At 69.2% G+C, this 22470-nt stretch carries 24 protein-coding genes; 7 read left to right on the forward strand and 17 right to left on the reverse strand.

Annotation, left to right across the window (positions count from 1 at the left end):
- Positions 1–63 precede the first annotated feature (63 nt).
- A complete protein-coding gene (locus AC3IF3_RS21420; RefSeq protein WP_489230255.1) occupies positions 64–1086 on the forward strand; it encodes a gamma carbonic anhydrase family protein in 1023 nt (340 codons plus the stop codon).
- A 27-nt stretch (positions 1087–1113) separates the two neighbouring features.
- On the opposite strand, the gene AC3IF3_RS21425 is transcribed toward AC3IF3_RS21420, so the two are convergent.
- From AC3IF3_RS21425 to AC3IF3_RS21480, 12 genes are all read right to left on the reverse strand, one after another.
- The gene (locus AC3IF3_RS21425) at positions 1114–1362 is read right to left on the reverse strand and encodes a DUF7683 domain-containing protein (protein WP_243968176.1); all 249 of its coding nucleotides are present in this window, start codon (positions 1360–1362) and stop codon (positions 1114–1116) included.
- Positions 1359–1604: a colicin E3/pyocin S6 family cytotoxin gene (locus AC3IF3_RS21430; RefSeq protein WP_489230256.1), complete on the reverse strand. Its 246-nt coding sequence runs from the start codon at positions 1602–1604 to the stop codon at positions 1359–1361. The genes AC3IF3_RS21425 and AC3IF3_RS21430 overlap by 4 nt, the downstream gene beginning before the upstream one ends.
- A 46-nt stretch (positions 1605–1650) precedes the next feature.
- A complete protein-coding gene (locus AC3IF3_RS21435) occupies positions 1651–2379 on the reverse strand; it encodes an amino acid ABC transporter ATP-binding protein (RefSeq protein ID WP_243968221.1) in 729 nt (242 codons plus the stop codon).
- 151 nt (positions 2380–2530) lie between these two features.
- Entirely contained in the window at positions 2531–3223 is a 693-nt protein-coding gene (locus AC3IF3_RS21440) for an amino acid ABC transporter permease (protein WP_243968174.1), read from the reverse strand.
- Between the two features lie 57 nt (positions 3224–3280).
- Entirely contained in the window at positions 3281–4003 is a 723-nt protein-coding gene (locus tag AC3IF3_RS21445) for an amino acid ABC transporter permease (protein WP_243968172.1), read from the reverse strand.
- Between the two features lie 80 nt (positions 4004–4083).
- The gene (locus AC3IF3_RS21450) at positions 4084–5007 is read right to left on the reverse strand and encodes an amino acid ABC transporter substrate-binding protein (protein WP_489230257.1); all 924 of its coding nucleotides are present in this window, start codon (positions 5005–5007) and stop codon (positions 4084–4086) included.
- Between the two features lie 395 nt (positions 5008–5402).
- The gene (locus AC3IF3_RS21455) at positions 5403–6524 is read right to left on the reverse strand and encodes a branched-chain amino acid ABC transporter substrate-binding protein (RefSeq protein ID WP_489218134.1); all 1122 of its coding nucleotides are present in this window, start codon (positions 6522–6524) and stop codon (positions 5403–5405) included.
- A 49-nt stretch (positions 6525–6573) separates the two neighbouring features.
- Positions 6574–6942, reverse strand: a complete 369-nt coding sequence (locus AC3IF3_RS21460; protein ID WP_243968219.1) for a DUF6867 family protein — start codon at positions 6940–6942, stop codon at positions 6574–6576.
- Positions 6943–6947: 5 nt separating this feature from the next.
- On the reverse strand, positions 6948–7745 hold the full coding sequence (locus AC3IF3_RS21465; protein ID WP_243968169.1) for an ABC transporter ATP-binding protein: 798 nt from the start codon (positions 7743–7745) through the stop codon (positions 6948–6950).
- Positions 7742–8668 carry an ABC transporter ATP-binding protein gene (locus AC3IF3_RS21470; protein ID WP_243968168.1) on the reverse strand — a complete coding sequence of 309 codons (927 nt, stop codon included), beginning with the start codon at positions 8666–8668 and terminating at the stop codon, positions 7742–7744. The genes AC3IF3_RS21465 and AC3IF3_RS21470 overlap by 4 nt, the downstream gene beginning before the upstream one ends.
- A complete protein-coding gene (livM, locus tag AC3IF3_RS21475; protein ID WP_489230258.1) occupies positions 8668–10062 on the reverse strand; it encodes a high-affinity branched-chain amino acid ABC transporter permease LivM in 1395 nt (464 codons plus the stop codon). The genes AC3IF3_RS21470 and livM overlap by 1 nt, the downstream gene beginning before the upstream one ends.
- Positions 10062–10979, reverse strand: coding sequence for a branched-chain amino acid ABC transporter permease (locus tag AC3IF3_RS21480; RefSeq protein ID WP_243968166.1), 918 nt, complete (start codon positions 10977–10979; stop codon positions 10062–10064). Before AC3IF3_RS21480 ends, livM begins: the two co-directional genes overlap by 1 nt.
- Positions 10980–11221: 242 nt before the next feature.
- On the opposite strand from AC3IF3_RS21480, the gene AC3IF3_RS21485 reads away from it, so the two are divergent.
- From AC3IF3_RS21485 to AC3IF3_RS21505, 5 genes are all read left to right on the forward strand, one after another.
- Positions 11222–12502 (forward strand): dicarboxylate/amino acid:cation symporter, encoded by a 1281-nt coding sequence (locus AC3IF3_RS21485; RefSeq protein ID WP_489218136.1) that lies wholly within the window; start codon positions 11222–11224, stop codon positions 12500–12502.
- 28 nt (positions 12503–12530) lie between these two features.
- Complete coding sequence (locus tag AC3IF3_RS21490; RefSeq protein WP_489230259.1) at positions 12531–13439, forward strand: amino acid ABC transporter substrate-binding protein; 909 nt, start codon at positions 12531–12533, stop codon at positions 13437–13439.
- Positions 13440–13528: 89 nt separating this feature from the next.
- A complete protein-coding gene (locus tag AC3IF3_RS21495) occupies positions 13529–14215 on the forward strand; it encodes a DUF1007 family protein (protein WP_489230260.1) in 687 nt (228 codons plus the stop codon).
- A gap of 98 nt (positions 14216–14313) precedes the next feature.
- Positions 14314–15240, forward strand: coding sequence for a nickel/cobalt transporter (locus AC3IF3_RS21500; protein ID WP_489231349.1), 927 nt, complete (start codon positions 14314–14316; stop codon positions 15238–15240).
- Between the two features lie 61 nt (positions 15241–15301).
- On the forward strand, positions 15302–16018 hold the full coding sequence (locus AC3IF3_RS21505; protein WP_489230261.1) for a hypothetical protein: 717 nt from the start codon (positions 15302–15304) through the stop codon (positions 16016–16018).
- Here AC3IF3_RS21505 and AC3IF3_RS21510 read toward each other — a convergent pair whose 3' ends face one another.
- Positions 16019–16606 carry a histidine phosphatase family protein gene (locus AC3IF3_RS21510; protein WP_489230262.1) on the reverse strand — a complete coding sequence of 196 codons (588 nt, stop codon included), beginning with the start codon at positions 16604–16606 and terminating at the stop codon, positions 16019–16021. It lies immediately after the preceding gene.
- Positions 16607–16754: 148 nt separating this feature from the next.
- Entirely contained in the window at positions 16755–17150 is a 396-nt protein-coding gene (locus AC3IF3_RS21515; protein ID WP_243968159.1) for a VOC family protein, read from the reverse strand.
- Positions 17151–17612: 462 nt separating this feature from the next.
- Here AC3IF3_RS21515 and AC3IF3_RS21520 point away from each other — a divergent pair, with 462 nt between their 5' ends.
- Positions 17613–19304, forward strand: coding sequence for a methyl-accepting chemotaxis protein (locus AC3IF3_RS21520; RefSeq protein WP_489230263.1), 1692 nt, complete (start codon positions 17613–17615; stop codon positions 19302–19304).
- A gap of 50 nt (positions 19305–19354) precedes the next feature.
- Here AC3IF3_RS21520 and recF read toward each other — a convergent pair whose 3' ends face one another.
- The 3 genes from recF to dnaN all read right to left on the reverse strand — a co-directional run bounded on the left by recF (position 19355) and on the right by dnaN (position 22161).
- Positions 19355–20491 (reverse strand): DNA replication/repair protein RecF, encoded by a 1137-nt coding sequence (gene recF, locus AC3IF3_RS21525; protein ID WP_243968157.1) that lies wholly within the window; start codon positions 20489–20491, stop codon positions 19355–19357.
- A 284-nt stretch (positions 20492–20775) separates the two neighbouring features.
- Complete coding sequence (locus AC3IF3_RS21530) at positions 20776–21027, reverse strand: type II toxin-antitoxin system ParD family antitoxin (protein WP_489230264.1); 252 nt, start codon at positions 21025–21027, stop codon at positions 20776–20778.
- Between the two features lie 12 nt (positions 21028–21039).
- Complete coding sequence (gene dnaN / locus AC3IF3_RS21535; RefSeq protein WP_243968153.1) at positions 21040–22161, reverse strand: DNA polymerase III subunit beta; 1122 nt, start codon at positions 22159–22161, stop codon at positions 21040–21042.
- Between the last annotated feature and the right edge of the window lie 309 nt (positions 22162–22470).

Genomic DNA, 22470 nt, shown 5'->3' on the forward strand with positions numbered 1-22470 from the left:
ATCGTTCGCCGCCGGCTCGGATCACCCCGCGAGCCCCGACCGGCGGTGGAGAAGGATATCCGCGTGACCCCCGACCTGATCCTGCCCTACGACGGCGTCCAGCCCGACTTCGCCAGCCGACCGGTCTGGTGCGGCCGCGGCAGCACGGTGATCGGGGCCGCCCGCATCGGCGCCCAGGCCTGGATCGGCGACGAGGCCGTGATCCGGGCGGACGGGCAGAGCGTCACCCTCGGCGACCGGTTCTGGCTGGGTCACCGCTCCACGGTGCACATCGCCACCCTGGTGCGGGGCACGCAGGTCGGCGACCGCGTGACGGTCGGGCGCAACAGCGTCGTGCATGCCTGCACGGTCGGCTCCGACGTGGTGATCGAGGACGACGTGGTCATCCTCGACGGGGCGGAGATCGGCGACGGTGCGGTGATCGAGGCGGGGTCCACGGTGTTCCCGCGGGCGCAGCTCCCCGGCGGCCACGCCTATGCGGGAAGCCCGGCGCGACCGCGCCAGCCGGTGAGCCCCGAGGACGTGGCCGAGCGCGCCGAGCGCCTGCGCGAGCGGATGGGCGACGGCCCCGCCCTTCCGCCGGCCGGAGAGCCGCCGGAGGTCGACGAGAGCGTGTTCGTGGCCCGCACCGCGACCCTGCGCGGCCGGGTGAGCCTGGGTGCGGGTTCGAGCGTGCTGTTCTGCTGCGATCTCAACGCCGAGGTCGGCCCGATCGTGATCGGCGCCGACACCAACATCCAGGACAACACCCTCATCCGCACACGGGGCGACGGCGTCGTGATCGGGCGCGATACGACGATCGCTCACAACGTGCGGATCGCCGACAGCCGGATCGGCGCCCGGGCGCTCATCGGGATCGGCGCCGCGATCGCGCCCGGCACCCTGATCGCCGACGACGTGATGCTGGCCGCTGGCGCGACCACCGATCCCGGCCAGATCCTGGAGGCCGGGTACCTGTGGGGCGGCCGTCCGGCGCGGATCCTCGCCCCCCTCGATGCCGAGAAGCGCGCCACCATGATCCGCATCGTCGAGGGCTATTGCCGGCACGGGCGGGACTATCGGGTTGCGCAGGAGGCTTTGGCTTAACCGTCGCACGCCTCCCGCTGAGAGCCATCAAAGTTCTGAACGCACGGGCTCCAAAAACCAATCGTAGGCATCCACGTTCAGGGAAGCCGGCATTTTGGAAGCAATCTTGCGAACCGCGGACAGGCTGAGCGGATACGATCCGAGCGCCTGACGGTCCGTATCAGGCACTTCGGCAAGGCTTCGCACCTCTGCGAAGAGTGTGAGAGGAACATCATGCTCGATGGTGAGGCGTTCCGTGGCCTTGTCATATCCGGCCACGATATGCCCGACGTTCATGGCTCTACGCGCCTCTTGCTGTCAGCTCGCGACATCGGCTCACCAGTGGCAGCGTCGAACCCGCCGAGATGGCTGCCGCGCACATCATATTTCTCAACGTGCCCGTGCTGGTAGTCCCATTCGTAGATCGCGCCGCTCGCGTCTTTCCAGCGCATCCGCAAACCACCACCGGGCCGGGACGTCTTCGGCCGCACCCGCACAGCGGCCGGAAAACCCGGCAAGTTCCGCGGTGGCGGCACCATCGTTTCGAGCCATCCCGATCGATTGGCTCTGGACCAACTCAGACCCTCAATGCTGCAGGATCTTCGACAGGAAGGTCTGGGCGCGCTCGGAGCGGGGGCTGCCGAAGAAGTCCTCCTTCTTGGCGTCCTCGACGATCTCGCCCCGGTCCATGAAGATCACCCGGTCGGCGACCTTGCGGGCGAAACCCATCTCGTGGGTCACGACCATCATGGTCATGCCCTCCTTGGCGAGCTCCACCATCACGTCGAGCACCTCGCCGACCATCTCGGGGTCCAGCGCCGAGGTCGGCTCGTCGAACAGCATCACCACCGGGTTCATGGCGAGCGCCCGGGCGATGGCCACACGCTGCTGCTGGCCGCCGGAGAGCTGGCCCGGGAACTTGGTGGCATGGGCACCGAGGCCCACCCGAGCGAGCAGGTCGAGCCCGCGCTTCTTCGCGTCCTCGGCGCTCCGTCCCAGGACCTTGCGCTGGGCGATGGTGAGGTTGTCGGTGATCGACAGGTGCGGGAACAGCTCGAAATGCTGGAACACCATGCCGACCCGCGAGCGGAGCTTGGGCAGGTTGGTCGCCTTGTCGGCGACCTTGGTGCCGGCGACCGTGATCTGGCCCTTCTGGAACGGCTCCAGGGCGTTGACGCACTTGATCAGGGTGGACTTGCCCGAGCCGGAGGGGCCGCACACCACAACCACCTCGCCCTTGGCGACCTTGGTGGTGCAGTTCGTCAGCACCTGGAAGTCGCCGTACCATTTGTTGATGGCGTCGATGGCGATCATCGTCTCGCCGGGCGCCGCCGCGGGCACGGCGGAGACGAGGCCGCCCGGCTGCAGGCCGACATCCGCCGGGGCGTGCGCGGCGTCGAGGGCGGGCTCGGCGGCATGCGGGGCCGGCATCGGGGACGAGGTCATACGCGGTCTCCAGTGTCGGTCAGCGGATGATGGCGACGCGGCGCTGCAGGCGGCGCACCAGGAACGAGGCCGAGAAGCAGATCGCGAAGTAGACGATCGCCGCGAAGATATACATCTCGACGAGCCGGCCGTCGCGCTGGGCCACCTTCGAGGCGGCCCCCATGAAATCGGTGAGCGAGAGCACGTAGACCAGGGACGTGTCCTGGAAGAGCACGATTGTCTGCGTCAGCAGCAGCGGCAGCATGTTGCGGAAGGCCTGGGGCAGGACGACGTTGCCCATGGTCTGCCAGTAATTCATCCCGAGCGCCTGCGCGGCGGCGGTCTGGCCCTTGGCGATCGACTGGATGCCGGCGCGCATGATCTCCGAGAAGTAGGCCGCCTCGAACGCCATGAAGGTGATGAGCGCCGACGGGAAGGCCCCGACCTGGATCGGCGTCGTGGCGCCGGTCACGTAGGCGCCGATATACGGCACCAGGAAGTAGAACCAGAAGATCACCAGCACGAGGGGCAGCGAGCGGCACAGCTCGACATAGCCCTTGGCGACATGGCTGAGGCCGGGGATGCCCGAGAGCCGCGCCATCGCCAGCAGGGTGCCGATGACCACGCCGCCCGCGGCCGCCATGGCGGTGAGCGTCACGGTGAAGACCATGCCCTGTCCGAACAGGTAGGGCAGGGACGACAGGATGACGGAGTAGTCGAAATTCGAGAGCATCGGGGCCTGTTCGCGGTGGCCGTCGGGCGGCGCCGGAGGATCGGGTGCGGGCGGTCCTCAGCGCTGGCCGGGGATGGCGACCGCCTTTTCCAGGAAGGTCGCCGCCGTGACGACCACGAGGTTGATGATCACGTAGAGCAGGGTGGCCGCCGTGAACGCCTCGAACACCTGGAACGAGAATTCCTGCATCGAGCGGGCCCGGGCGGTGAGTTCCAGAAGGCCGATGGTCAGGGCCACCGAGGTGTTCTTGAGGTTGTTGAGGAATTCCGAGGTCATCGGCGGCAGGATGATCCGGTAGGCGTTCGGCAGCAGCACGTAGCGGTAGGTCTGGTAGGTGGTAAAGCCCATCGCGGTGCCGGCCATGCCCTGGCCGCGGGGCAGCGCCTGGATGCCGGCGCGAACCTGCTCGGCCACCCGCGAGGCGGTGAAGAAGCCGAGGCAGACCACCGCCGTGTAGAACGGCGCATCGGGCATCTGCTTGATCGCGTCGCCGAGCCGGGTCGGGACGACCTCCGGCAGCACGAAGTACCAGAGGAACATCTGCACCAGCAGCGGCACGTTGCGGAACAGCTCGACATAGGCCGTGCCGATCGCGTTCGCGGGTTTCGACGGCAGGGTGCGCAGCACGCCGACCAGGGAGCCCAGGAAGAAGGCGATCACCCAGGCGCAGAGGGCGGTCGCGATCGTCCACATGAGCCCGGAGAGCAGCATGTCGAGATAGGTGCCGTTACCCTCAGGCGAGGCGTCGAAGAAGATCCGCCAGTTCCAATTGTAGTTCATCGCGCCGCTTCTGCCCTGATCTTACAAAGGTGCACCGCGGAGCCGGGCTCCGCGGTGCACGTCATTGCGTCGTCGCGATCTCAGTAGGCCGCCGGATCCGGGCTGGCGATCGGCGTCGTGAACTGCTTCTTCATATCCGCGCTCATCGGCAGGTTGAGGTTGATGTTGCGCGGCGGGATCGGCTTGGTGAACCACGTGTCATAGAGAGCCTTGCCGGCGGGGCTGGTGTAGAGCTTGGCGGTGGCGTCGTCCGCGACCTTCTTGAAGGCCGTATCGTCCTTGCGCAGCATGATCCCGTAGGGCTCGGGCTTCGACAGGGCCTCGGTGGAGATCTCGTAGGCCGAGGGGTCCTTCGAGGAGGCGGCCAGCGAGGCGAGCAGCACGTCGTCCATCACGAAGGCCGCCGCGCGGCCGGTCTCGACCATCAGGAACGCCTCGGCATGGTCCTTGGCCGGCAGGATCGTCAGGCCGAGCTTCCGCTCCGTGTTGGCCTCGTTGATCTGCTTGATGTTCGTGGTGCCCGAGGTCGAGACGACGGTCTTGCCTTTCAGGTCCTCGATCGTGTGCAGGTTGGCCGATTTCTTCGAGACGTAGCGGGTCGCGGTGAGGAAGTGCGAGTTGGTGAACCACACCTGCTTCTCGCGCTCGGTGTTGTTGGTCGTCGAGCCGCATTCGAGGTCGATCGTGCCGTTCGCCATCAGCGGGATACGCGTGGCGGAGGTGACCGGGTTGAGCTTCACCTCGAGGTTGGGAAGGCCCAGATTGGCCTTCACCGCGTCGGCGATCTTGTAGCAGATGTCCATCGCGTAGCCGATCGGCTTCTGGTCGCCGCTGAGATACGAGAACGGGACGGACGCGTCGCGGTAGCCGATCGTGATGGCGCCCGTCTCCTTCACCTTCTTGAGGGTGCCGGTGAGATCCTCGGCCCGCAGGCTCAGGGGGGCGAAGGCGAGGGCCAAGCCCAGCGCCGCGGCAACGCCGCGGCGAGCGATATCAGACTGCATCGGTACGGAACTCCTGGATCAGGCCGAACGGCGTCGGCTGGCGGCCGGGCGCATGCGCCTGCCCGCTCGGGCGACGCCTTTGCAATGATGGTGCCGGGAGGCGGGTCGAGGCGCCGCGGGAAACTGCGGCCGAGTACGGAGCTGCCGCAGCCAAGCTCATGCGGATGCCCGCCGCGGCGATCCCTGCCGTCCCCATGGCCATCTCCCGGCGGCCGAGCCGACCTGTCGCCCGCGCCGGCTGCATCATGCACACTTCTTAGGCGGACGCACCCGGTGTCGAGACCGGATCGCCCATCAAGGCTGACGAATTCACCGCATCCGAAACGACGCCGCCGCCCCGCGCGGTGGCACGGGACGGCGGCAGCCTGGTTGGCGGCGCGGGACGCCGTGGCGGCTTACTTCGTCAGTTCGTTGCCGCTGTAGTCGATCTTGCCGTCGGCGCCCTTCTTCCACTCGTACATGACGTAATCCGGCCGGGTGATGTCGCCCTTCTTGTCATAGGCGATCGGGCCGACCACGGTCTCCACGGCCTTGCCCTGATGCAGCCAGTCGGCGAGCTTCTTGCCGTCGCTGGAGCCGGTCTCGGCCATCGCCTTGGCCAGCACCTGCACGGCCGCGTAGGAGTAGAGCGTATAGCCCTCGGGATCGATGTTCTTGGCCTTGAAGGCGGCGAGCGCCCCCTTGGCGTTCGGGTTCTTGCGGGCGTCCGGCGGGAAGGTGGTCAGGGTGCCCTCGGCGGCGGGACCCGCGATCGACACGAGCTCGCGGTCGACCATGCCGTCGCCGCCCATCATCGGCGCCTTGAGGCCCTGGTCGCGCATCTGGCGCAGGATCAGCCCGGCCTCGGTGTAATAGCCGCCGAAATAGACCACGTCGACATTCGCCGACTTCAGCTTCGAGACCAGCGCCGAGTAATCCTTCTCGCCGGGATTGATACCCTCGAACATCACCGGCTTGATCCCCTTGGCCTTGAGCACCATCAGGGTCTCGTCGGCCAGACCCTTGCCATAGGGGGTCTTGTCGTGGACGAAGGCGATCTTCTTGTCCTTGAAGTGCGTGGCGAGATAGGTGCCGGCCACCGCACCCTGCTGGTCGTCGCGGCCGCAGGTGCGGAACGTGTTCCACATGCCGCGCTCGGTGAACTTCACGTTCGTGGAGGCGGGGGTGACCTGGATGATGCCGGCGTCGAGATAGACGTCGGAGGCCGGGATCGAGACGCCGGAATTGTAGTCCCCGACGACCACCTTGACGCCGTCGCTGGCGAACTTGTTGGCCACCGAGACGCCCTGCTTCGGATCGGAGGCGTCGTCGCCCACGGTGACGGAGAGCGTCGTGCCCTTGAGGGTGCCGGCCTTGTTGAGGTCCTCCACCGCCTGGCTCGCGCCGTTCTTGAGCTGTGCGCCGATGGCGGCGCTGTTGCCGGTGATCGGCGCGGCGATGCCGAGCTTGACCTCGGCGGCCTGCGCGGCCGCCGCCATGGCGCCGAGCGCGAGCCCGGCGAGCAGAATCGATCTCATCGCGTACATCCCCATGTTGTTAGGACCGCACGTGCGGATCCGGCCGCACTCATACGACCTCGCCCGCCTCGGGTGCACGCGCACGCCACGTCAGCGGTGAGGTCTTCTCGTAGAGCCAGCGGTACTGGCTCGTCATCTGGCGCGTCCGCGTGTAGCGGAAGCCCGCCGCGCCGATGATCATGACGACGACCGCGTCGACCGCATAGTAGTGCAGCGACAGCAGTGTGCCGGAAAACAGGGCGTAGTGGATGAAGCGCACGGCGGCCGCCACGAGCAGCAGCGCCAGGGCGCAGTGCCAGAACGGCCGCCAGCCCCGGGCGATGCCGCGCGCCGCCATCCAGCCGGCCCAGCCGCCCATCACCACGGTGACGAACAGGAACAGCCAGGCCGAGTCCTCCTCGTACAGGAGCCCCTGCAACATGCTCATGCCCCCACCGGGCCGGCATGGCCCCCTTCCAGATAGGCCGCCTTGACGTTCGGATCGTCGAGGAGCGCCCGCCCGGTGCCGCTCATCGTCACCCGGCCGTTGACCAGAACGTAGCCGCGATGGGCGAGCTTGAGGGCGTGGTAGGCGTTCTGCTCGACGAGGAAGATCGTCATCCCCTCGGTCCGGTTCAGTTCCCGGATCGCGTCGAAGATGCCCTTCACCACCAGCGGGGCGAGGCCGAGCGACGGCTCGTCGAGGAGGAGCAGGCGCGGGCGGCTCATCAGCGCCCGGGCGATGGCCAGCATCTGCTGCTCGCCCCCCGACATGGTGCCGGCCCGCTGGTTCAGGCGCTCCTTCACCCGCGGGAACAGGGTGCAGACCTTCTCCAGATCCTCGGCGAAGAAGCGGCCGTCATGGAGGGCAGCACCCATCTGGAGGTTCTCGTAGACGCTCATCCGCGGGAAGACCCGGCGGCCCTCCGGCGACTGGGCGATGCCCAGCCGGGCGATGGCGTGGGTCGGCAGCCGGGTGATGTCGCGCCCGTCATAGGTGATCGTCCCCGAGCGCGCCTGGGGACTGCCGAACACCGTCATCATCAGGGTCGACTTGCCGGCGCCGTTGGCGCCGATCAGCGTGACGATCTCGCCCTCGGCCACGTCGAGATCGACGCCCCGCAGCGCCGCGACGCTGCCGTAATAGGTGGAGACGTCCCGGACCGCGAGGAGCGGCGGCTTGGCCCCCGCCTGGATCGCCCGGGTCTCCTCGACGAGGACGTTGATGCCGGCGACGCTCATACGGACGCTCCTGCCGGTGCGCCGGCCCGCGGGCCCGCGGCATGCGGCACGGTGATGCCGACCTCGGCCTCCACGGCCTCCACCTCCTCGTCCTCGACGCCGAGATAGGCGGCGATCACCTTCGGGTCGGACTGCACCTCCGCGGGCGTGCCGTCGGCGATCTTCTGGCCGTAATCCAGCACGACCACGTGGTCGGAGATCTGCATGACCACCGACATGTCGTGCTCGATCAGCAGCACGGAGGTGTCGTGCGCGTCGCGGATGTGGCGCAGGAGCCCGTTCAGCTCCGCCGATTCCCGCGGGTTGAGGCCGGCGGCCGGCTCGTCGAGGCAGAGCAGGACCGGGTCGGTGCACATCGCCCGGGCGATCTCGAGCCGCCGCTGCGCGCCGTAGGGCAGGGCGCCCGCCGGGTCGTCGGCCCGGTCCATCAGGTCGATGCGGGTGAGCCAGGCCTTGGCCCGCTCGATCGCGGCGGCCTGCGCGTCGCGGTAGGTCTTCAGGCCGAGCAGCCCCAGGATCGTGTAGCCCGAGGCCCGCATCAGCGGCTTGTGCTGGGCGACCAGCAGGTTCTCCAGCACGGTCATGCCCTGGAACAGGCGGATGTTCTGGAAGGTGCGGGCCACCCGGGCGGTGCTGTTCACCGCATGGTTCGGCAGGCGCTCCAGGAGATGCGTCGCGCCGTCGGCGTGGGCGAGGCTCAGCATGCCCTCGGTGGGTTTGTAGAAGCCGGTGATGCAGTTGAACACGGTGGTCTTGCCGGCCCCGTTCGGGCCGATCAGCGCGGTGATGTCGCCGCGCCTTGCCACGAAGGACAGGTCGGAGACGGCGGTCAGGCCGCCGAACCGCATGGTCAGGTGCTCGACGGCGAGCACCGGCGGGGCGGGGGCCTGCGCCGCCGCCCGGGGATCCGGTTGATGTGCCATCAGCCGTGCCCCTCGCTCACGTGGGCCCCCGAGACGGCGCGGCGCTCGCCGAGCGACACAGAGGGCAGGCGCACCGAGATCAGCCCGCGGGGCCGCCAGACCATCATGGCCACCATGGCGAGGCCGAACAGAAGCAGCCGGTACTCGTTGGGATCGAAGCCCTCGCCGAACACGGCCTTGAGGAAGCCGAGGTTGCGCAGCATCTCCGGCCCGCCGACCATCGCCACCGCGGCGATGGCGACGCCGACCTGGCTGCCCATGCCGCCCAGCACGACGATCGCCAGGATGATGGCGCTCTCCAAAAAGTTGAAGCTCTCGGGGCTGATGAAGCCCTGACGCACGGCGAAGAACGAGCCGGCCACGCCCCCGAAGGCCGCCCCCAGGGCGAAGGCGGTGAGCTTCGTGGCCGTGGTGTCGATGCCGAGCGACCGGCAGGCGATCTCGTCCTCGCGCAAAGCCTCCCAGGCCCGGCCGATCGGCAGGCGGCGCAGGCGCAGGGTGACGAAGTTGGTGATCAGGGCGAGCCCGAGGATCAGGTAGTACAGGAACACGAGCCGGTGCATCGAATCGTAGGGGATGCCGAACCGGGCCGCGAATCCGTCCTCCCCCGCGGTGAACGGGATCCCGAAGAAGGTCGCCCGCGGGATCGACGAGATGCCGGCCCCGCCCCCGGTCACGTCGGTCCAGTTGATCAGCACGAGGCGGATGATCTCGCCGAAGGCCAGGGTCACGATGGCGAGGTAGTCGCCGCGCAGGCGCAGCACCGGGAAGCCGAGGATCATGCCCCACAGCCCGGCGAACAGGCCCGCCAGCGGCAGGCAGATCCAGAACGACAGGCCGAAGGTGGTCGACAGCAGGGCGTAGGAATAGGCGCCGACGGCGTAGAAGGCCACGTAGCCGAGGTCGAGGAGGCCGGCGAGGCCGACCACGATGTTCAGGCCCCAGCCGAGCATCACGTAGGTGAGGATCAGGATGCCGAGGTCGATCCAGTAGCGGGCCGAGGACAGGCCGCCGGTGGCGAGCGCCGCGATCATCGGCAGGGTCAGGGCGATGCCGATGAACAGCCAGACGCCGAGCTTGGCGTTCTTCTGGCCCGCATCCGGCTCGCCATGAACCGCCTCGGTGGCCTGAGTCGGGGCCGGGCTCAGGGCCCGCCGGGCGTCCCGGCGCAGGAGCACGAGCCGCTGGATGAGGCGGACCACGAAGATCGCCGCGCACAGGGCCGCCACGAGCCCCCAGCGCGGCACCAGCACCAGGTCGGTTCCGGGGCCCGGATCGGTGCGGTAGGTGATGATCGGTACGCACAGGCCGAAGGCCACGAGGGCGTAGAGCCCGGCGTCGCGCAGGATTCCGGCCATCACCGAGCCGGGGAGCGCAGTCTGGGAACGGGCCATCAGACCTTCTCGACCTCCGGCCGGCCCAGAATGCCCGAGGGCATGAAGATCAGCACGATCGCCAGGATCGAGAAGGCGGCGACGTCCTTGTACTCGATGGAGAAATAGGCGGACCAGAAGGTCTCGATCAGGCCGATGATCAGCCCGCCGAGCACCGCCCCGGGCAGCGAGCCGATGCCGCCGAGCACCGCCGCGGTGAAGGCCTTCACCCCGGGCACGAAGCCGTCCGAGAACGACACGACGCCGTAATACATCAGGTAGAGGACGCCCGCGACCGCCGCCAGCGCGGCGCCGAGCACGAAGGTCAGGGAGATCGTGCGGTCGACGTCGATGCCCAGGAGCGCCGCCATCTTGCGGTCCTGCTCGCAGGCGCGCTGCGCCCGTCCGAACGGGGTCCGCTGCACGAGGTACCAGAACCCCGTGAGCAGCACCGCGGTCACCACCATGATCAGCACCTGCTTCCAGGCGAGGAACACCGCGTAGCCGTCGCGCTCGAACAGGGTGATCCCCCCCGACAGCATCGGCGGCGTCGGCTTGTTGCGCGCGCCCTGCACCACCTGGACGAAGTTCGACAGGAAGATCGACACGCCGATCGCCGAGATCAGCGGCGCCAGCCGGAACGAGCCGCGCAGCGGCCGGTAGGCCACGCGCTCGATCGCCCAGCCCCACAGGGCGGTGAGCACCATGGCGACCACCAGAACCACCAGGAAGGCCAGGGCGATGGAACTGACCCCGAGCCACGTAGTCAGGATCAGGAAGGTGATCAGGGCGATGAAGCACGAAACCATGAAGACGTCGCCGTGGGCGAAATTCACCATGCCGATGATGCCGAACACCATGGTGTAGCCGATGGCGATCAGGCCGTAGATCGAGCCGAGGGTCAGCCCGTTGATCAACTGCTGTACGAAGACGTCCATGAACTCTCGCGCACGCTGGTTTCAGTGCCGCCCGCGCGGAGCGCAGGCCGCACGGCGGGGCAAATCCCGTACCGCAGCCGTAGCACGAGGGCCACAGGTTTCATCCCCGCGCGGGCGTCGCGTGAAAACAGTCGACTAGCCCAGTAACATCCCCCGGATGGGCTTGCGTATGGCGTAGATCGTGCTTCACGTTAACGAACTTTATGCTCGATCATCCCGAGCCCAGGCGAGGAGCAGTACCGATGACGGGTTCGCGGCTCACGACGATGATTTTCATCGGCATGCTCCTGGGGATAGCGGTGGGCTACGCCTGCAGCATCACCTGGCCCGATCCGCAGACCGCCAAGGAGATCGCCGGCTACATCGCGCTGATCTCCGACGTGTTCCTGCGGCTGATCAAGATGATCATCGCGCCGCTCGTGTTCTCGACGCTGGTGGTCGGCATCGCCCATCTCGGGGATACGGCCGCGGTGGGCCGCGTCGGCGGCAAGGCGCTGCTGTGGTTCGTCGGCGCCTCGTTCTGCTCGCTGATGCTGGGCCTGATCCTCGTGAATCTCATGCAGCCGGGCGTGAACCTGAACCTGCCGCTGCCCGATGTCGGGGCCGGCACCGGCCTCAAGACCGCCTCGCTCTCGCTCAAGGAGTTCGTCACCCACCTCGTGCCCAAGAGCGCCGTGGAGGCGATGGCCAACAACGAGATCCTGCAGATCGTGGTCTTCTCGATCTTCTTCGGCGTGGGGCTCGCCGCGCTCGGCGAGAAGGGCCAATTCCTGGCCAAGGGCATCGAGGGCCTGGCCGACGTCATGCTCAAGGTGACGGGCTACGTGATGATGTTCGCCCCGGTGGCGGTGTTCGCGGCGATCGCCGCGACGATCACCACGCAGGGAATCGGCGTGCTGATCACCTACGGCAAGTTCCTCATCGAATTTTACATCGGCCTCGGGGTGCTCTGGTCGCTGCTGATGTTCGTCGGCTTCCTGATGCTCGGGGGCAACGGCATCATGCGGCTGATTAACCTGATCAAGGAGCCGTTCGTGCTCGCCTTCTCGACCGCGTCGAGCGAGGCGGCCTACCCGAAGATGCTGACCAACCTCGAGGAATTCGGCGTGCCCAACCGCATCACGTCCTTCGTGCTGCCGATGGGCTACTCGTTCAACCTCGACGGCTCGATGATGTACTGCACCTTCGCGGTGATGTTCATCGCCCAGGCCTACAACATCCCGCTGACCTGGGGTCAGCAGCTCACGATGCTGTTCCTGCTGATGGTCACCTCGAAGGGCATGGCCGGCGTGCCGCGCGCCTCGCTGGTGGTCATCTCGGCGACCCTGGCGCAGTTCAACATCCCGGAGGCCGGGCTGCTGCTGATCATCGGCATCGACCAGTTCCTCGACATGGGCCGCTCGGCCACCAACGTGCTGGGCAACAGCGTCGCCACCGTGGCGGTGGCCAAGTGGGAGGGGCAGCTCACCGCCACCGACCAGCGCCTCGACCATGTCGGCACCGTGCCGTCGCCGGCGGAATAGCGGCGGGGCGCGGTTGGGAGGGCGGGTGATGGCGATGCGGTCCGTGGCTGTTCTGGTCCTGGCGCTGGCGGGCGCGCACCCGGCCGCGGCGGTCGAGGTGCTCACCGGCACCCTGAAGAGCGTCGCCGAGCGCGGCGAGATCGTGCTCGGCTACCGGGAAAGTTCGGTGCCGTTCTCCTTCGTGGAGGGCAAGAACCCGGACGGTGCGCCCCGGGCGATCGGCTACGCCCTCGACCTCTGCGGCGAGGTCGCCGACGACGTCCAGGCGGCGATCGGCCGGCCGGTGAAGATCCGCTACGCGCCGATCACCGCCGAGAACCGCATTGCCGCGGTGACATCCGGCCAGATCGACCTCGAATGCGGCTCGACCACGGCCAATGCCGAGCGGCGCCGGCAGGTCGCCTTCTCGCCGGTGGACTATATCAGCGCCACGCAGCTGCTCGTGAAGCGGGCAGGGGGGATCGCCTCCTATCGCGACCTCGGCGGCAGGACCGTGGTGGTCACCGCCGGCACCACCAACGAGAAGGCCGTGCGCGACCTGCTCGGCCGGCTCAAGATCGACGCGAAGGTGGTGACGGCCCCCGACCACGCCGCCTCCTACGCGATGGTGAAGGCCGGCCAGGCGGATGCATTCGCCACCGACGACGTGCTGCTCTACGGGCTGATCGCCACCGACGCCCGGGACGGGGCGAACTACACGGTGCTGCCCGACAAGCTCTCCTACGAGCCCTACGGCATCATGTTCCGCAAGGACGATCCGGAACTGGCCGGGATCGTCACTCAGACCTTCACCCGGCTGGCGGAATCCCGGGCCCTGCGCTGGACCTACGAGCGCTGGTTCCTCAAACGCCTGCCGAACGGGGAACGCCTCGACATTCCGATGTCGAACGACCTGCGGGTGAGCTTCCAGCTGATGGGCCTCGACACGGGGGAGTGAGCGGCCGGTGCGCCTCGCTTTCGCCCCACCGGCGGGCGAGGAGGGACCGCTTCGACAGCCTCCCACCCGCCGCGAGCGTGCCCCGCCCCATGCTGATCGCCGCGCACCGCCCGACCCTGCGAGCGCTCCTCGCCGCAGCCCTTGCCTGCGCCGCCTCGGCGGCCTCGGCCCATCCCCATGTCTGGGTGACCGCCAAGGCGCAGCTCGTCTATGCGGACGGCAGGCTGGTCGGCGTGCGCGACACCTGGCGCTTCGATCCGGAATACACCGCCTTCGTCACGCAGGGCCTCGACGCCAACAAGGACGGCACCCTCAGCCCGGACGAACTCGCCGGGCTCGCGGCCGAGAACGCCGCCAACCTCGCCGAGTTCGGCTACTTCACGAAGCTGAAGGTCGGCGGCCGGGAGCAGGCCTTCGCCGAACCGAAGGAGCCGGCGGCGCGGATGGAGGACGGGGCCCTGGTCATGACCTTCCTGCTGCCGCTGAAGAACCCGGTCCAGCAGGGCCGGGGGGTCGCCGCCCTGGAGGTCTACGACCCGACCTACTTCGTCGCGTTCGCGTTCGCGGACGGGTCCGACGCGGCCACCCTCGCCGGCGCCCCCCAGGGCTGCGCGGCCACCGTCACGCGCCCGAAGACCGAGCCGCCCAAAATCGCGCAGCCCGAGACCGCGGAGGCCGGGTCCCCGGGCATGACCGAGGCGTTCTTCGAGGCGCTCACCGCCGCCTCCGGCTACGGGGTGCAGTTCGCCAGCCGGGTGCTGGTGGCATGTCCCTAGGCATCGCCCCGAAGGATGGCCGCCGGCTTTCGGACGGGGGCGATGCGCTGGGCATCGGGATCGCCGGGACGGGGCGTCTGGCGCTGAGGCTCGGCCTCATGGCCCTCGCCGTCGGACTGGCCGCGCTCCTGGCCGCCGGAATCGCGTGGCTCGTCGCCCCGGGCCTCGCCGTGCCGCCGCCACGTTCGCCCTTCGGGATCGGTTTTCGCGAAGCCGCCCCGGTCACGACCGGCCTCGGCGGAATCATCCTGGCCCTGCAGGCGAGCTTTTCCCGCAGCCTCAACGTCGCGGTGAGCGCGCTCAGGGGCGGTGGCGACTGGCGCCCGCTGATCGGGCTCGCCTTCGCCTACGGGGTGTTCCACGCCGCCGGCCCCGGCCACGGCAAGGCGGTGATCGCCGGTTACATCCTGGCGGGGGAGCGGGCGCTCCGGCGCGGCTGCGCGCTGAGCCTCTGCGCCGCCCTGCTCCAGGCCTGCGTGGCCGGGGCGATCGTCGGGATCGGCAGCCTGATCCTCGACGCCACCGCGGCGAGCATCACCCGGGCCGGGACGCTGATCGAGACGATGAGCTTCACGCTCGTAGCCCTGGTCGGGCTGGTTCTGACCTGGCGCAAGGCCGGGCGCCTCGCCGGTCTCGGCGCCGCCTGCGGCCCCGGCTGCAGCCATCTGCCGGGGCCGGAGGCCCTCGACACCCTGGAGACCTGGCGGGCCCGGGCCGGGGTGGTCCTGGCCGCGGGATCGCGCCCCTGCGCGGGGGCGGTGCTGGTCCTGGTCTTCGCGGTGTCGCAGGGCGTGCCGGGGGCGGGGATCCTGGCGGTCCTGGCCATGGCGCTGGGCACGGCGCTGACCACCACGGCGCTCGCCTGCCTCGCGGTCTTCGCCAAGCGTGCGGCGCTGCGCCTCGCCGGCGGGCGGGGTCGGGCGGGGATCCTGGCGCTCGGCGGCCTGGAACTCCTGGCCGCCGCCTTCGTGCTGGTGCTCGGGGTCGCGATGCTCTCCGGCCGCGCGCCGGGCCTGGGCGGCTGAGGGCCCTCGCCAACGGGTCCGCGCCGTGCGAGGCTGGTCGCCTCCGACGAGGGCAGCGCCGATGCACGCCGACTTCGAGCCGATCCTGAACTGGCGCCTGCTGCCCGGGTCGCATCCCTTCCCCGGCCCGGACGGCGGGACCTGCATCAACGAGGCGGCGATCGTGGCCGCGGGCCTGCCCTACCGGGCGATCCGCTCCAGCGCGGATTGTCCGCCGTGCTTCTCGCGGCCGATCGCGGCCTACGCCCTGGGGCTCAACGACGCCATGCCGGACGTGGTCCGACCGCACCTGATCGCCTTCGTGCTGCGCCTCGCGGGCAGCGCCGATACCCCCGCGGTCGAGAGCGCCCGGACCGGACGCCTCGCCCTGGACAGCGTCCGCGCGATTCTCGCGCCCCTCTGCGTCCTGGCCGGCATGGCCGAGGACGCGGCGGCCTGCACCGGAGCGCCGGACCTGGAAGCGGCGCTGGCGGCCGCCAAGGCGGCGGCATGGCGCGCCGGGACGTTGTCCGAGGCGGCGGCCCGGGCACGGCGCTGGCGCGCCGGCGCCCTGACCGCGGCCGTTTCCCGGACCGCCACGGCGGCCCAGTCCGCGGGGGCGGATGCGCGCTGCGCCGCCGAGGTCGCCGAGGAGGCCGCCCCCTTCATGCCCGACACGTGGCTTCGGGCCTGCGCGATCCTCGACGCGGCCCTGTCGATCGGACGGCAGGCGCCGGAGATCGCCCTCGCGGGAGCCCGGGAGCGCCTCGATGCGGCGCGGGCGCTAACCCCGGCCTGATCACGCGGCGGCGGGTGCGGCGTCGAGGTCGAGCTCGATCGAACCGCAATTCTCCAGGAACGTGCCGGTGAGGTGATAGAAGAACGTGCCGTGCCCCACGACCACGATGGTGTCCTCGGGCCGCGCCCGCAGCCAGTCCCGGAACGCCGCGACCCGGGCATCGAACAGGGGACGCGGCTCCACCGGATAGCCGCCGATCTCGCAGCCGGGCTCGGCATGCCACCAGACCTCGGGCAGATGCCCGACATCGAGATGCGGGAACTCGGCCGCGATCTCCGAGGCGGCCCGCCCCACGTCGCAGCTGCTCTCCTGGCACTCGCGGTGCAGCACCTCGACCAGCACCCGCGGCCGGCGCGGATGGTCGCCGAACAGGATCGCGGCGGTCTCGATCGCCCGGGTCAGCGGCGACACCACCACCAGATCGAACGGGACCGCGTGCAGCCGATCCCGCGCGGCCCGGGCCTGGGCGCGGCCCTCGGGCGTCAGCCGCGCGTCGGGCAAGCCGGGATCACCACCCCCGAGCCGGTGGGCGGCGTTGAAGGTCGATTGTCCGTGGCGGATGCAGACGATGCGGGTCTTGTGCGGCATGGATCCCGGCTAGCGCATCGTCCCGGAAATCGGAACCGGGACGATGCGCTGGCTTTTCGACGCAGACCGACTTTTCCCGACGGCCTGGACCCGCTGTTCGGGACGATGCGCGCGGCTCCCCGGCGGATGGCCGCCGATCCGGATGCGGTCAGGCGAAGCGGCCGCCGCGCTGAATGACCTCGATCTTGTACCCGTCCGGATCCGTCGCGAAGAAGAACCGCGCCAGCACATCCGCGCCGTGCTTGAGCGACTTCACGTCCGTGGCCGTGAAGCCCTCGCGCCGGTGCCGCGCGTGCTCGGCCTCCACGTCGTCGACCACGAAGGCGATGTGGCCGTAGCCGTCGCCCAGGTCGTAGGGCTTGTCCCGGTCCTTGTTCACCGTCAGCTCCAGCTCGAACGGCGAGGCGGGATCGCGCAGGTAGACGAGGGTGAAGTCCGGGAAATCGTAGCGGTCCGACACCTCCAGTCCGAAGGCGCGGGCGTAGTAGTCGCGCGCACGCGTCTCGTCGAGGACGCGGATCATGGCGTGGACGGGCTTGGACATGCTTCGACAGTTCCGTGTTCTGGCGGAGAGGGCGGTGCCCGGCACATGTGGCGCCGGACCGCGCCGGCGGAAAGAGCGGTCGTTCCGGAGGATCATCGCGCCCGGCGGGTGAGAGGGCCGCGCACCGGTTCCGCCACCTCCATCCCGGCCCATCAGGGGACGGACAGATCGGCACAAGCCGCTGTCGGGGTCTCGAGCATGCCGGTCGATCGTTCCCGAACGCGCGCTTTCAGTATCTCTTTCGCAAGAACCGTCCGACTCCGGATTTATAGTCGTCGAAATTCCAGAAAATTCGGGTATATCGCGGAAGTTATTCGATCAAGAGCATGTATATTGATATAGATCGCCATAGATATTTGTAAATATATTGACCGCATAATTCGATTTTTCGCAGATTTTTAAGATACAGAATCTACACAGGACGGAATCCGTCTCACAGTGCCAAACCCGGAGGGCAAGGCCATGCTGCGGCTGTCGAACATCAAAGTGCTGCCCAAGCTGGCGGCCGTCATCGCACTGATCAGCCTGATCGTCGGCGGATGCGTCTGGTACGCACAATCGCGCATGACGAAGATCGACGACGCATACAGCAGCTTCACCGTCAACGAGGCGGCGGCCGTCGCCGAGACCCGCTACCTGAACCGCCTGATGACGGAACTCAACTACTGGATCTATCGCGTCATCGCGGAGACCGAACCGGATCAGATTCAGGACGCCAATAAAGGCTTCGAGGCCGCGGTGCCCAAGGTGAAGGCGTTGCTGCCCGTCCTGCGTTCTCATGCGCCGACTTTCGCGACGCGCATCGATGAACAGGCGACCCGCATCGAACGCTACCTGCGCGACGTGAGCGAGGTGCGCCGACTCGGCTCCGCCAACCAGAACGACAAGGCCATTGCGCTAGTCCATGCGGCGATCGATCCGATCTTCTCGATCTTGCTGGCCGACGGCAGCCAGCTCGCCCTGGACATTGCGGCCTATACGTCGAAATCGTCGGACGACCTGACAAATCAGACTAATGAAACGCGGCAGAACCTGATGATCTTCAGCGCCCTGGGGATGCTGGCAGGCCTGGTCGCTGCGGTGTTCATCGCGGTATTCGGCATCACGCGCCCGCTCGATCGCCTGGTCAAGGTCCTGCAGCGCATGGCAAAGGGCGAGATCGAGGCCGAGATCGCCGAAGCGGCCCGCCGCGACGAGATCGGCGCCGTCGGCAAGGCGGTCGAGGGCATCAAGGCGATGGTGGCGCGGAAGGCGGCCGAGGAGGCGGAGGTCAAGCGGCGCGCCGACGAGGCCGCCATGGCCGAGCGGAAGCGCACCATGCTGGAGCTGGCGGACGGATTCGAGCGGGCGGTCGGCGGCATCGTCGGGCTGGTCTCATCCTCGGCCACGGAACTGCAGGCCACCGCCCAGAGCATGACGTCGAGCGCCACCGAGACGGCCAGCCAGTCCACCACCGTCGCGGCGGCGGCCGAGCAGGCCTCCGCCAACGTGCAGACCGTGGCGGCGGCCGCCGAGGAATTGGGCTCGTCGGTGCAGGAGATCGGCCGGCAGGTGCTCGGCTCGGCCAACCTCGCCCAGACGGCCGTCGGCGAGGCCGACCAGACCCAGCACCTCGTGCAGGAGCTGAGCCAGGCGGCCAGCCGCATCGGCGAGGTGGTCGGGCTGATCTCCAACATCGCGAGCCAGACGAACCTCCTGGCGCTCAACGCCACGATTGAGGCGGCGCGCGCCGGTGAAGCCGGCCGCGGCTTCGCCGTGGTGGCGGCCGAGGTCAAGGAACTGGCAGCGCAGACCGCCAAGGCCACGGAGGAGATCAGCCAGCAGATCGGCCAGATCCAGGGGACGACCGGTCAGGCGGTCTCGGCCATCGACACGATCACCGCGCGCATCCGGGAGATCAACGGGGTCGCCACGACCATCGCGGCCGCCGTGGAGGAGCAGGGCGCGGCGACGCAGGAGATCGTCCGCAACGTCTCCCAGGCGGCCACCGGAACGGATCAGGTGACGAGCAACATCACGGGGGTGGCCCAGGCCTCGGAAGCCACCGGTGCGGCCGCCAGCCAGGTGCTCGGCGCGGCCGGCGAGTTGTCGCGCCAGTCCGAGTATCTCAGCGCCGAGGTGTCCCGCTTCCTGGCCACGATCCGGGCCGCTTAGCGCAGCGTCACGAGACCAACCCCCACCGTTCCGGCGGCTCTGCCGGGAATCTAGGCTCCGATCCGCAGCACCTCGGTCCGGTCGCCGGCCTGCGCGAAGGCAGCCGGGTCAGCGCCGGTCATCCAGACCTGGCCGGGCAGGGCATCGAGCGCCTCGAACAGGCCGGCCCGGCGGCGCGGATCGAGATGCGCCGCCACCTCGTCGAGCAGGATCACGGGGGCGATGCCGCTCATCGCCCGCACCAGCCGGGCATGGGCGAGGACGAGGCCGATCAGCAGGGCCTTCTGCTCGCCGGTCGAGGCAGTGCCCGCCGGCACGTCCTTGGGGCCGTGACGGACCACGAGATCGCTGGTCTGCGGCCCGATCAGCGTGCGGCCCGCCGCCCGGTCCCGGTGGCGGCCGTTGCGTAGGGCGAGGCGGAAGCGGTCCTCGGCCTCGATGGCCGGCCAGACCGCCACGAGGTCGTCGAGGTCGCCCTCCAGGCGGATCGACGCCCAGGGGAAGGGCTGCGCATCGTCCCGGGTCTCGGCGATCAGCCGGTCCAGGCGCTCCGCGGTCTCGCGGCGGGCGAGCGCCACCGCGACGCCGAGTTCGGCCACCTCCCGCTCCACCGCGTCGAGCCAGCGATCGTCGTCGGTCCGGTCCTCCAGGAGGCGGTTGCGCGAGCGCAGGGCCCGCTCCATCGCGGAGACCCGGGCGCCGTGGCCGGCATCCACCGCCAGCACGAGGCGATCGAGGAACCGGCGCCGGTCGCCCGCCGCGCCGCGGAACAGGCCGTCGAGATCCGGCGTCAGCCAGACCACCCGGACGAATTCGCTGAAGGCCACCGGAGAGGAGGCCGGGGCGCCGTCGATCCGGCAGAGCCGGCTCGTGCGGCCGTCCGGACCCGGCGGCTCCAGCCCCGTGCCGAGCCGGTGCTCGGCGCCGTCCCGGTCGAGGGTGAGCGACACCGCGAAGCCCCCGGGACCGCCCGATCGCGCCATGGTGGCGAACTCGGCCCGGCGCAGGCCCCGGCCCGGCACGAACAGGGAGATCGCCTCCAGCAGGTTGGTCTTGCCGGCGCCGTTCTCGCCGACCAGGGCCACGAAGCGGGCGCCGGGGTTCAGTTCGAGATCGGCGTGATTGCGGAAGTCGCGGGCGATCAACCGGGTGAGGCGTGTGGATCGAGCCGTGTCGAGTTCACTCATAAGGCGGCACGATGGAGCGGTCGCGCGCCGAGTGCAGCACGCGATCGATCGAAATGCGGTCGTCGAGGTTGCGATGAAGGATCAGGGAAGATCGGAATCTGAGGATCCGTACGGTGAGAGCAATCTCCGGCGCGGGCCTGCCCATCATCGGCCGGCGACCGCGCGCCTGACAACGGGTGCGCACTCCGGGACGACGCTGCGGGCGCGCGTCGGATTGTCGGCCGCCATGAAGTCACCGATCTCGCGCAGATCGGTTCGGGCTCGCCGCCACACGACGATAGGCCTCAAGGGCCGGCCTTTTCCATGGCGGCATAGCGCGCCGCCGAGGCATCCGGCGTGGCGTCGAGCGGCTCGTAATCTCCACTCGCGACTCCCTCCCGCCAAGCCTCAGGCAGCGTCGCAAGGCGATCCTCGTGCGGGCGGAACAACGCGACACCGGCCGCCACCGCCTCCTCCGGCGAACCGTAGCGCCCCGCCGCGATCAGGCGATCGCGTGAGGCTTCCTGACCGGGATCGCGGATGACGGTTTTCGGCATGGCAGCCTGCACCTACACCCGCATCGGCATCAGCACGTAGAGCGCCGGCGCCCCCTCGCGGTCCTGGATCAGCGTCGGCGAGCCCGGATCGGCGAGCTTGAACAGCGCGGTGTCGCCCTCGAGCTGCGCGGTGATGTCGAGGAGGTACCGGGCATTGAAGCCGATATCGAGGCCGGCCGCCTCGTAGTCGACGTCGAGCTCCTCCGTGGCGCTGCCCGAATCCGGGTTGTTGACCGAGAGCGCCAGGCGCCCCTCGCTGAGCCCGAGCTTCACCGCCCGCCCGCGCTCGGACGAGATCGTCGAGACCCGGTCCACCGCCTTGGCGAAGGCGTCGCGCTCGATGGTCAGACGCTTGTCGTTGTTGGCCGGGATCACCCGCTGGTAATCCGGGAAGGTGCCGTCGATCAGCTTGGAGATCAGGGTCAGGCCGCCCGCGAAGCGCAGGCGGATCTTGGCGGGCGACAGGTCGACCGCCACGGTCTCGCCGCCGTCGTCGAGGAGCTTCTGGATCTCGGCTACCGCCTTGCGGGGCACGATCACGCCCGGCATGCCGACGCTGCCCTGCGGGGCCGGGATCTCGACCCGGGCCAGCCGGTGTCCGTCGGTGGCCACCGCGCGCATCACCGGGCCGCCCTCGGTCTCCAGCGTGTGCAGGTAGATGCCGTTCAGATAGTAGCGCGTCTCCTCGGTGGAGATCGCGAACTGCGTCTTGTCGATCAGGCGCTTGAGGTCGGCGCTCGCGATCTCGAAGCCGTGGGGCATCTCGCCGGCGGCGAGATCCGGGAAATCGCCCTCCGGCAGGGCGCCCAGGGCGAAGCGCGAACGTCCGGAGCGGATCGTCATCTGGCCGGATTCGCCGCCGGTCTCCAGGGAGACCTGGGCGCCGTCGGGGAGCTTGCGGACGATGTCGTAGATCACGTGCGCCGGCACGGTGGTGGCGCCGGCATCGGCGACGTCGGCCGGCACGCTCTCGGTGACCTCGATGTCGAGATCGGTCGCCCGCAGCTGCAGGCTCGAACCCTCCGAGCGCAGGAGCACGTTGGAGAGGATCGGGATCGTGTTGCGGCGCTCGACGACCCGGTGCACGTGGCCGAGCGACCTGAGCAGGGCCGCGCGCTCGACAGTGACTCTCATCGCAATACTCGAGTGGTGGGGACGGCGCCGCGGCCGGCATCCGTCGCGGAATATGGCCGTTCAGCTTGGCGAACGGGACCGGGGAACGCAAGGCCGGCGCGGGTGCACCGCACAGCGACCCGAGCGGGTTTCGCACAGGAGCCCCGCGGTTTTCCGCCGGGAACCCGCGCTCGATCATAACCCTGAGCAGGCGCGCGTCAGTCTGCGAACGCGGCCCTTCTCAGGCCCAGCCAGCCGGATTCAGGGTTCCCGCGCGACCCGCCGCGTGCGAAAGCGCCGCGACCAATCCCGATCCGTTTCCGCCAGAAC

The sequence above is a fragment of the Methylobacterium sp. J-118 genome, assembly GCF_057836565.1.

What these genes read in the sequence shown, in the direction of transcription:
- AC3IF3_RS21425 (WP_243968176.1), bottom strand. Translation starts at nt 1,362, where the DNA reads ATGAACGTCGGGCATATCGTGGCCGGATATGACAAGGCCACGGAACGC.
- dnaN (WP_243968153.1), bottom strand. Translation starts at nt 22,161, where the DNA reads ATGAGAGTCACTGTCGAGCGCGCGGCCCTGCTCAGGTCGCTCGGCCAC.
- AC3IF3_RS21435 (WP_243968221.1), bottom strand. Translation starts at nt 2,379, where the DNA reads ATGATCGCCATCGACGCCATCAACAAATGGTACGGCGACTTCCAGGTG.
- AC3IF3_RS21490 (WP_489230259.1), top strand. Translation starts at nt 12,531, where the DNA reads ATGGCGATGCGGTCCGTGGCTGTTCTGGTCCTGGCGCTGGCGGGCGCG.
- AC3IF3_RS21505 (WP_489230261.1), top strand. Translation starts at nt 15,302, where the DNA reads ATGCACGCCGACTTCGAGCCGATCCTGAACTGGCGCCTGCTGCCCGGG.
- AC3IF3_RS21480 (WP_243968166.1), bottom strand. Translation starts at nt 10,979, where the DNA reads ATGGACGTCTTCGTACAGCAGTTGATCAACGGGCTGACCCTCGGCTCG.
- AC3IF3_RS21530 (WP_489230264.1), bottom strand. Translation starts at nt 21,027, where the DNA reads ATGCCGAAAACCGTCATCCGCGATCCCGGTCAGGAAGCCTCACGCGAT.
- AC3IF3_RS21445 (WP_243968172.1), bottom strand. Translation starts at nt 4,003, where the DNA reads ATGAACTACAATTGGAACTGGCGGATCTTCTTCGACGCCTCGCCTGAG.
- AC3IF3_RS21520 (WP_489230263.1), top strand. Translation starts at nt 17,613, where the DNA reads ATGCTGCGGCTGTCGAACATCAAAGTGCTGCCCAAGCTGGCGGCCGTC.
- AC3IF3_RS21450 (WP_489230257.1), bottom strand. Translation starts at nt 5,007, where the DNA reads ATGCAGTCTGATATCGCTCGCCGCGGCGTTGCCGCGGCGCTGGGCTTG.
- AC3IF3_RS21455 (WP_489218134.1), bottom strand. Translation starts at nt 6,524, where the DNA reads ATGAGATCGATTCTGCTCGCCGGGCTCGCGCTCGGCGCCATGGCGGCG.
- AC3IF3_RS21510 (WP_489230262.1), bottom strand. Translation starts at nt 16,606, where the DNA reads ATGCCGCACAAGACCCGCATCGTCTGCATCCGCCACGGACAATCGACC.
- AC3IF3_RS21470 (WP_243968168.1), bottom strand. Translation starts at nt 8,668, where the DNA reads ATGGCACATCAACCGGATCCCCGGGCGGCGGCGCAGGCCCCCGCCCCG.
- AC3IF3_RS21440 (WP_243968174.1), bottom strand. Translation starts at nt 3,223, where the DNA reads ATGCTCTCGAATTTCGACTACTCCGTCATCCTGTCGTCCCTGCCCTAC.
- AC3IF3_RS21515 (WP_243968159.1), bottom strand. Translation starts at nt 17,150, where the DNA reads ATGTCCAAGCCCGTCCACGCCATGATCCGCGTCCTCGACGAGACGCGT.
- AC3IF3_RS21485 (WP_489218136.1), top strand. Translation starts at nt 11,222, where the DNA reads ATGACGGGTTCGCGGCTCACGACGATGATTTTCATCGGCATGCTCCTG.
- recF (WP_243968157.1), bottom strand. Translation starts at nt 20,491, where the DNA reads ATGAGTGAACTCGACACGGCTCGATCCACACGCCTCACCCGGTTGATC.
- AC3IF3_RS21430 (WP_489230256.1), bottom strand. Translation starts at nt 1,604, where the DNA reads ATGGTGCCGCCACCGCGGAACTTGCCGGGTTTTCCGGCCGCTGTGCGG.
- AC3IF3_RS21500 (WP_489231349.1), top strand. Translation starts at nt 14,314, where the DNA reads ATGGCCCTCGCCGTCGGACTGGCCGCGCTCCTGGCCGCCGGAATCGCG.
- AC3IF3_RS21465 (WP_243968169.1), bottom strand. Translation starts at nt 7,745, where the DNA reads ATGAGCGTCGCCGGCATCAACGTCCTCGTCGAGGAGACCCGGGCGATC.
- AC3IF3_RS21495 (WP_489230260.1), top strand. Translation starts at nt 13,529, where the DNA reads ATGCTGATCGCCGCGCACCGCCCGACCCTGCGAGCGCTCCTCGCCGCA.
- livM (WP_489230258.1), bottom strand. Translation starts at nt 10,062, where the DNA reads ATGGCCCGTTCCCAGACTGCGCTCCCCGGCTCGGTGATGGCCGGAATC.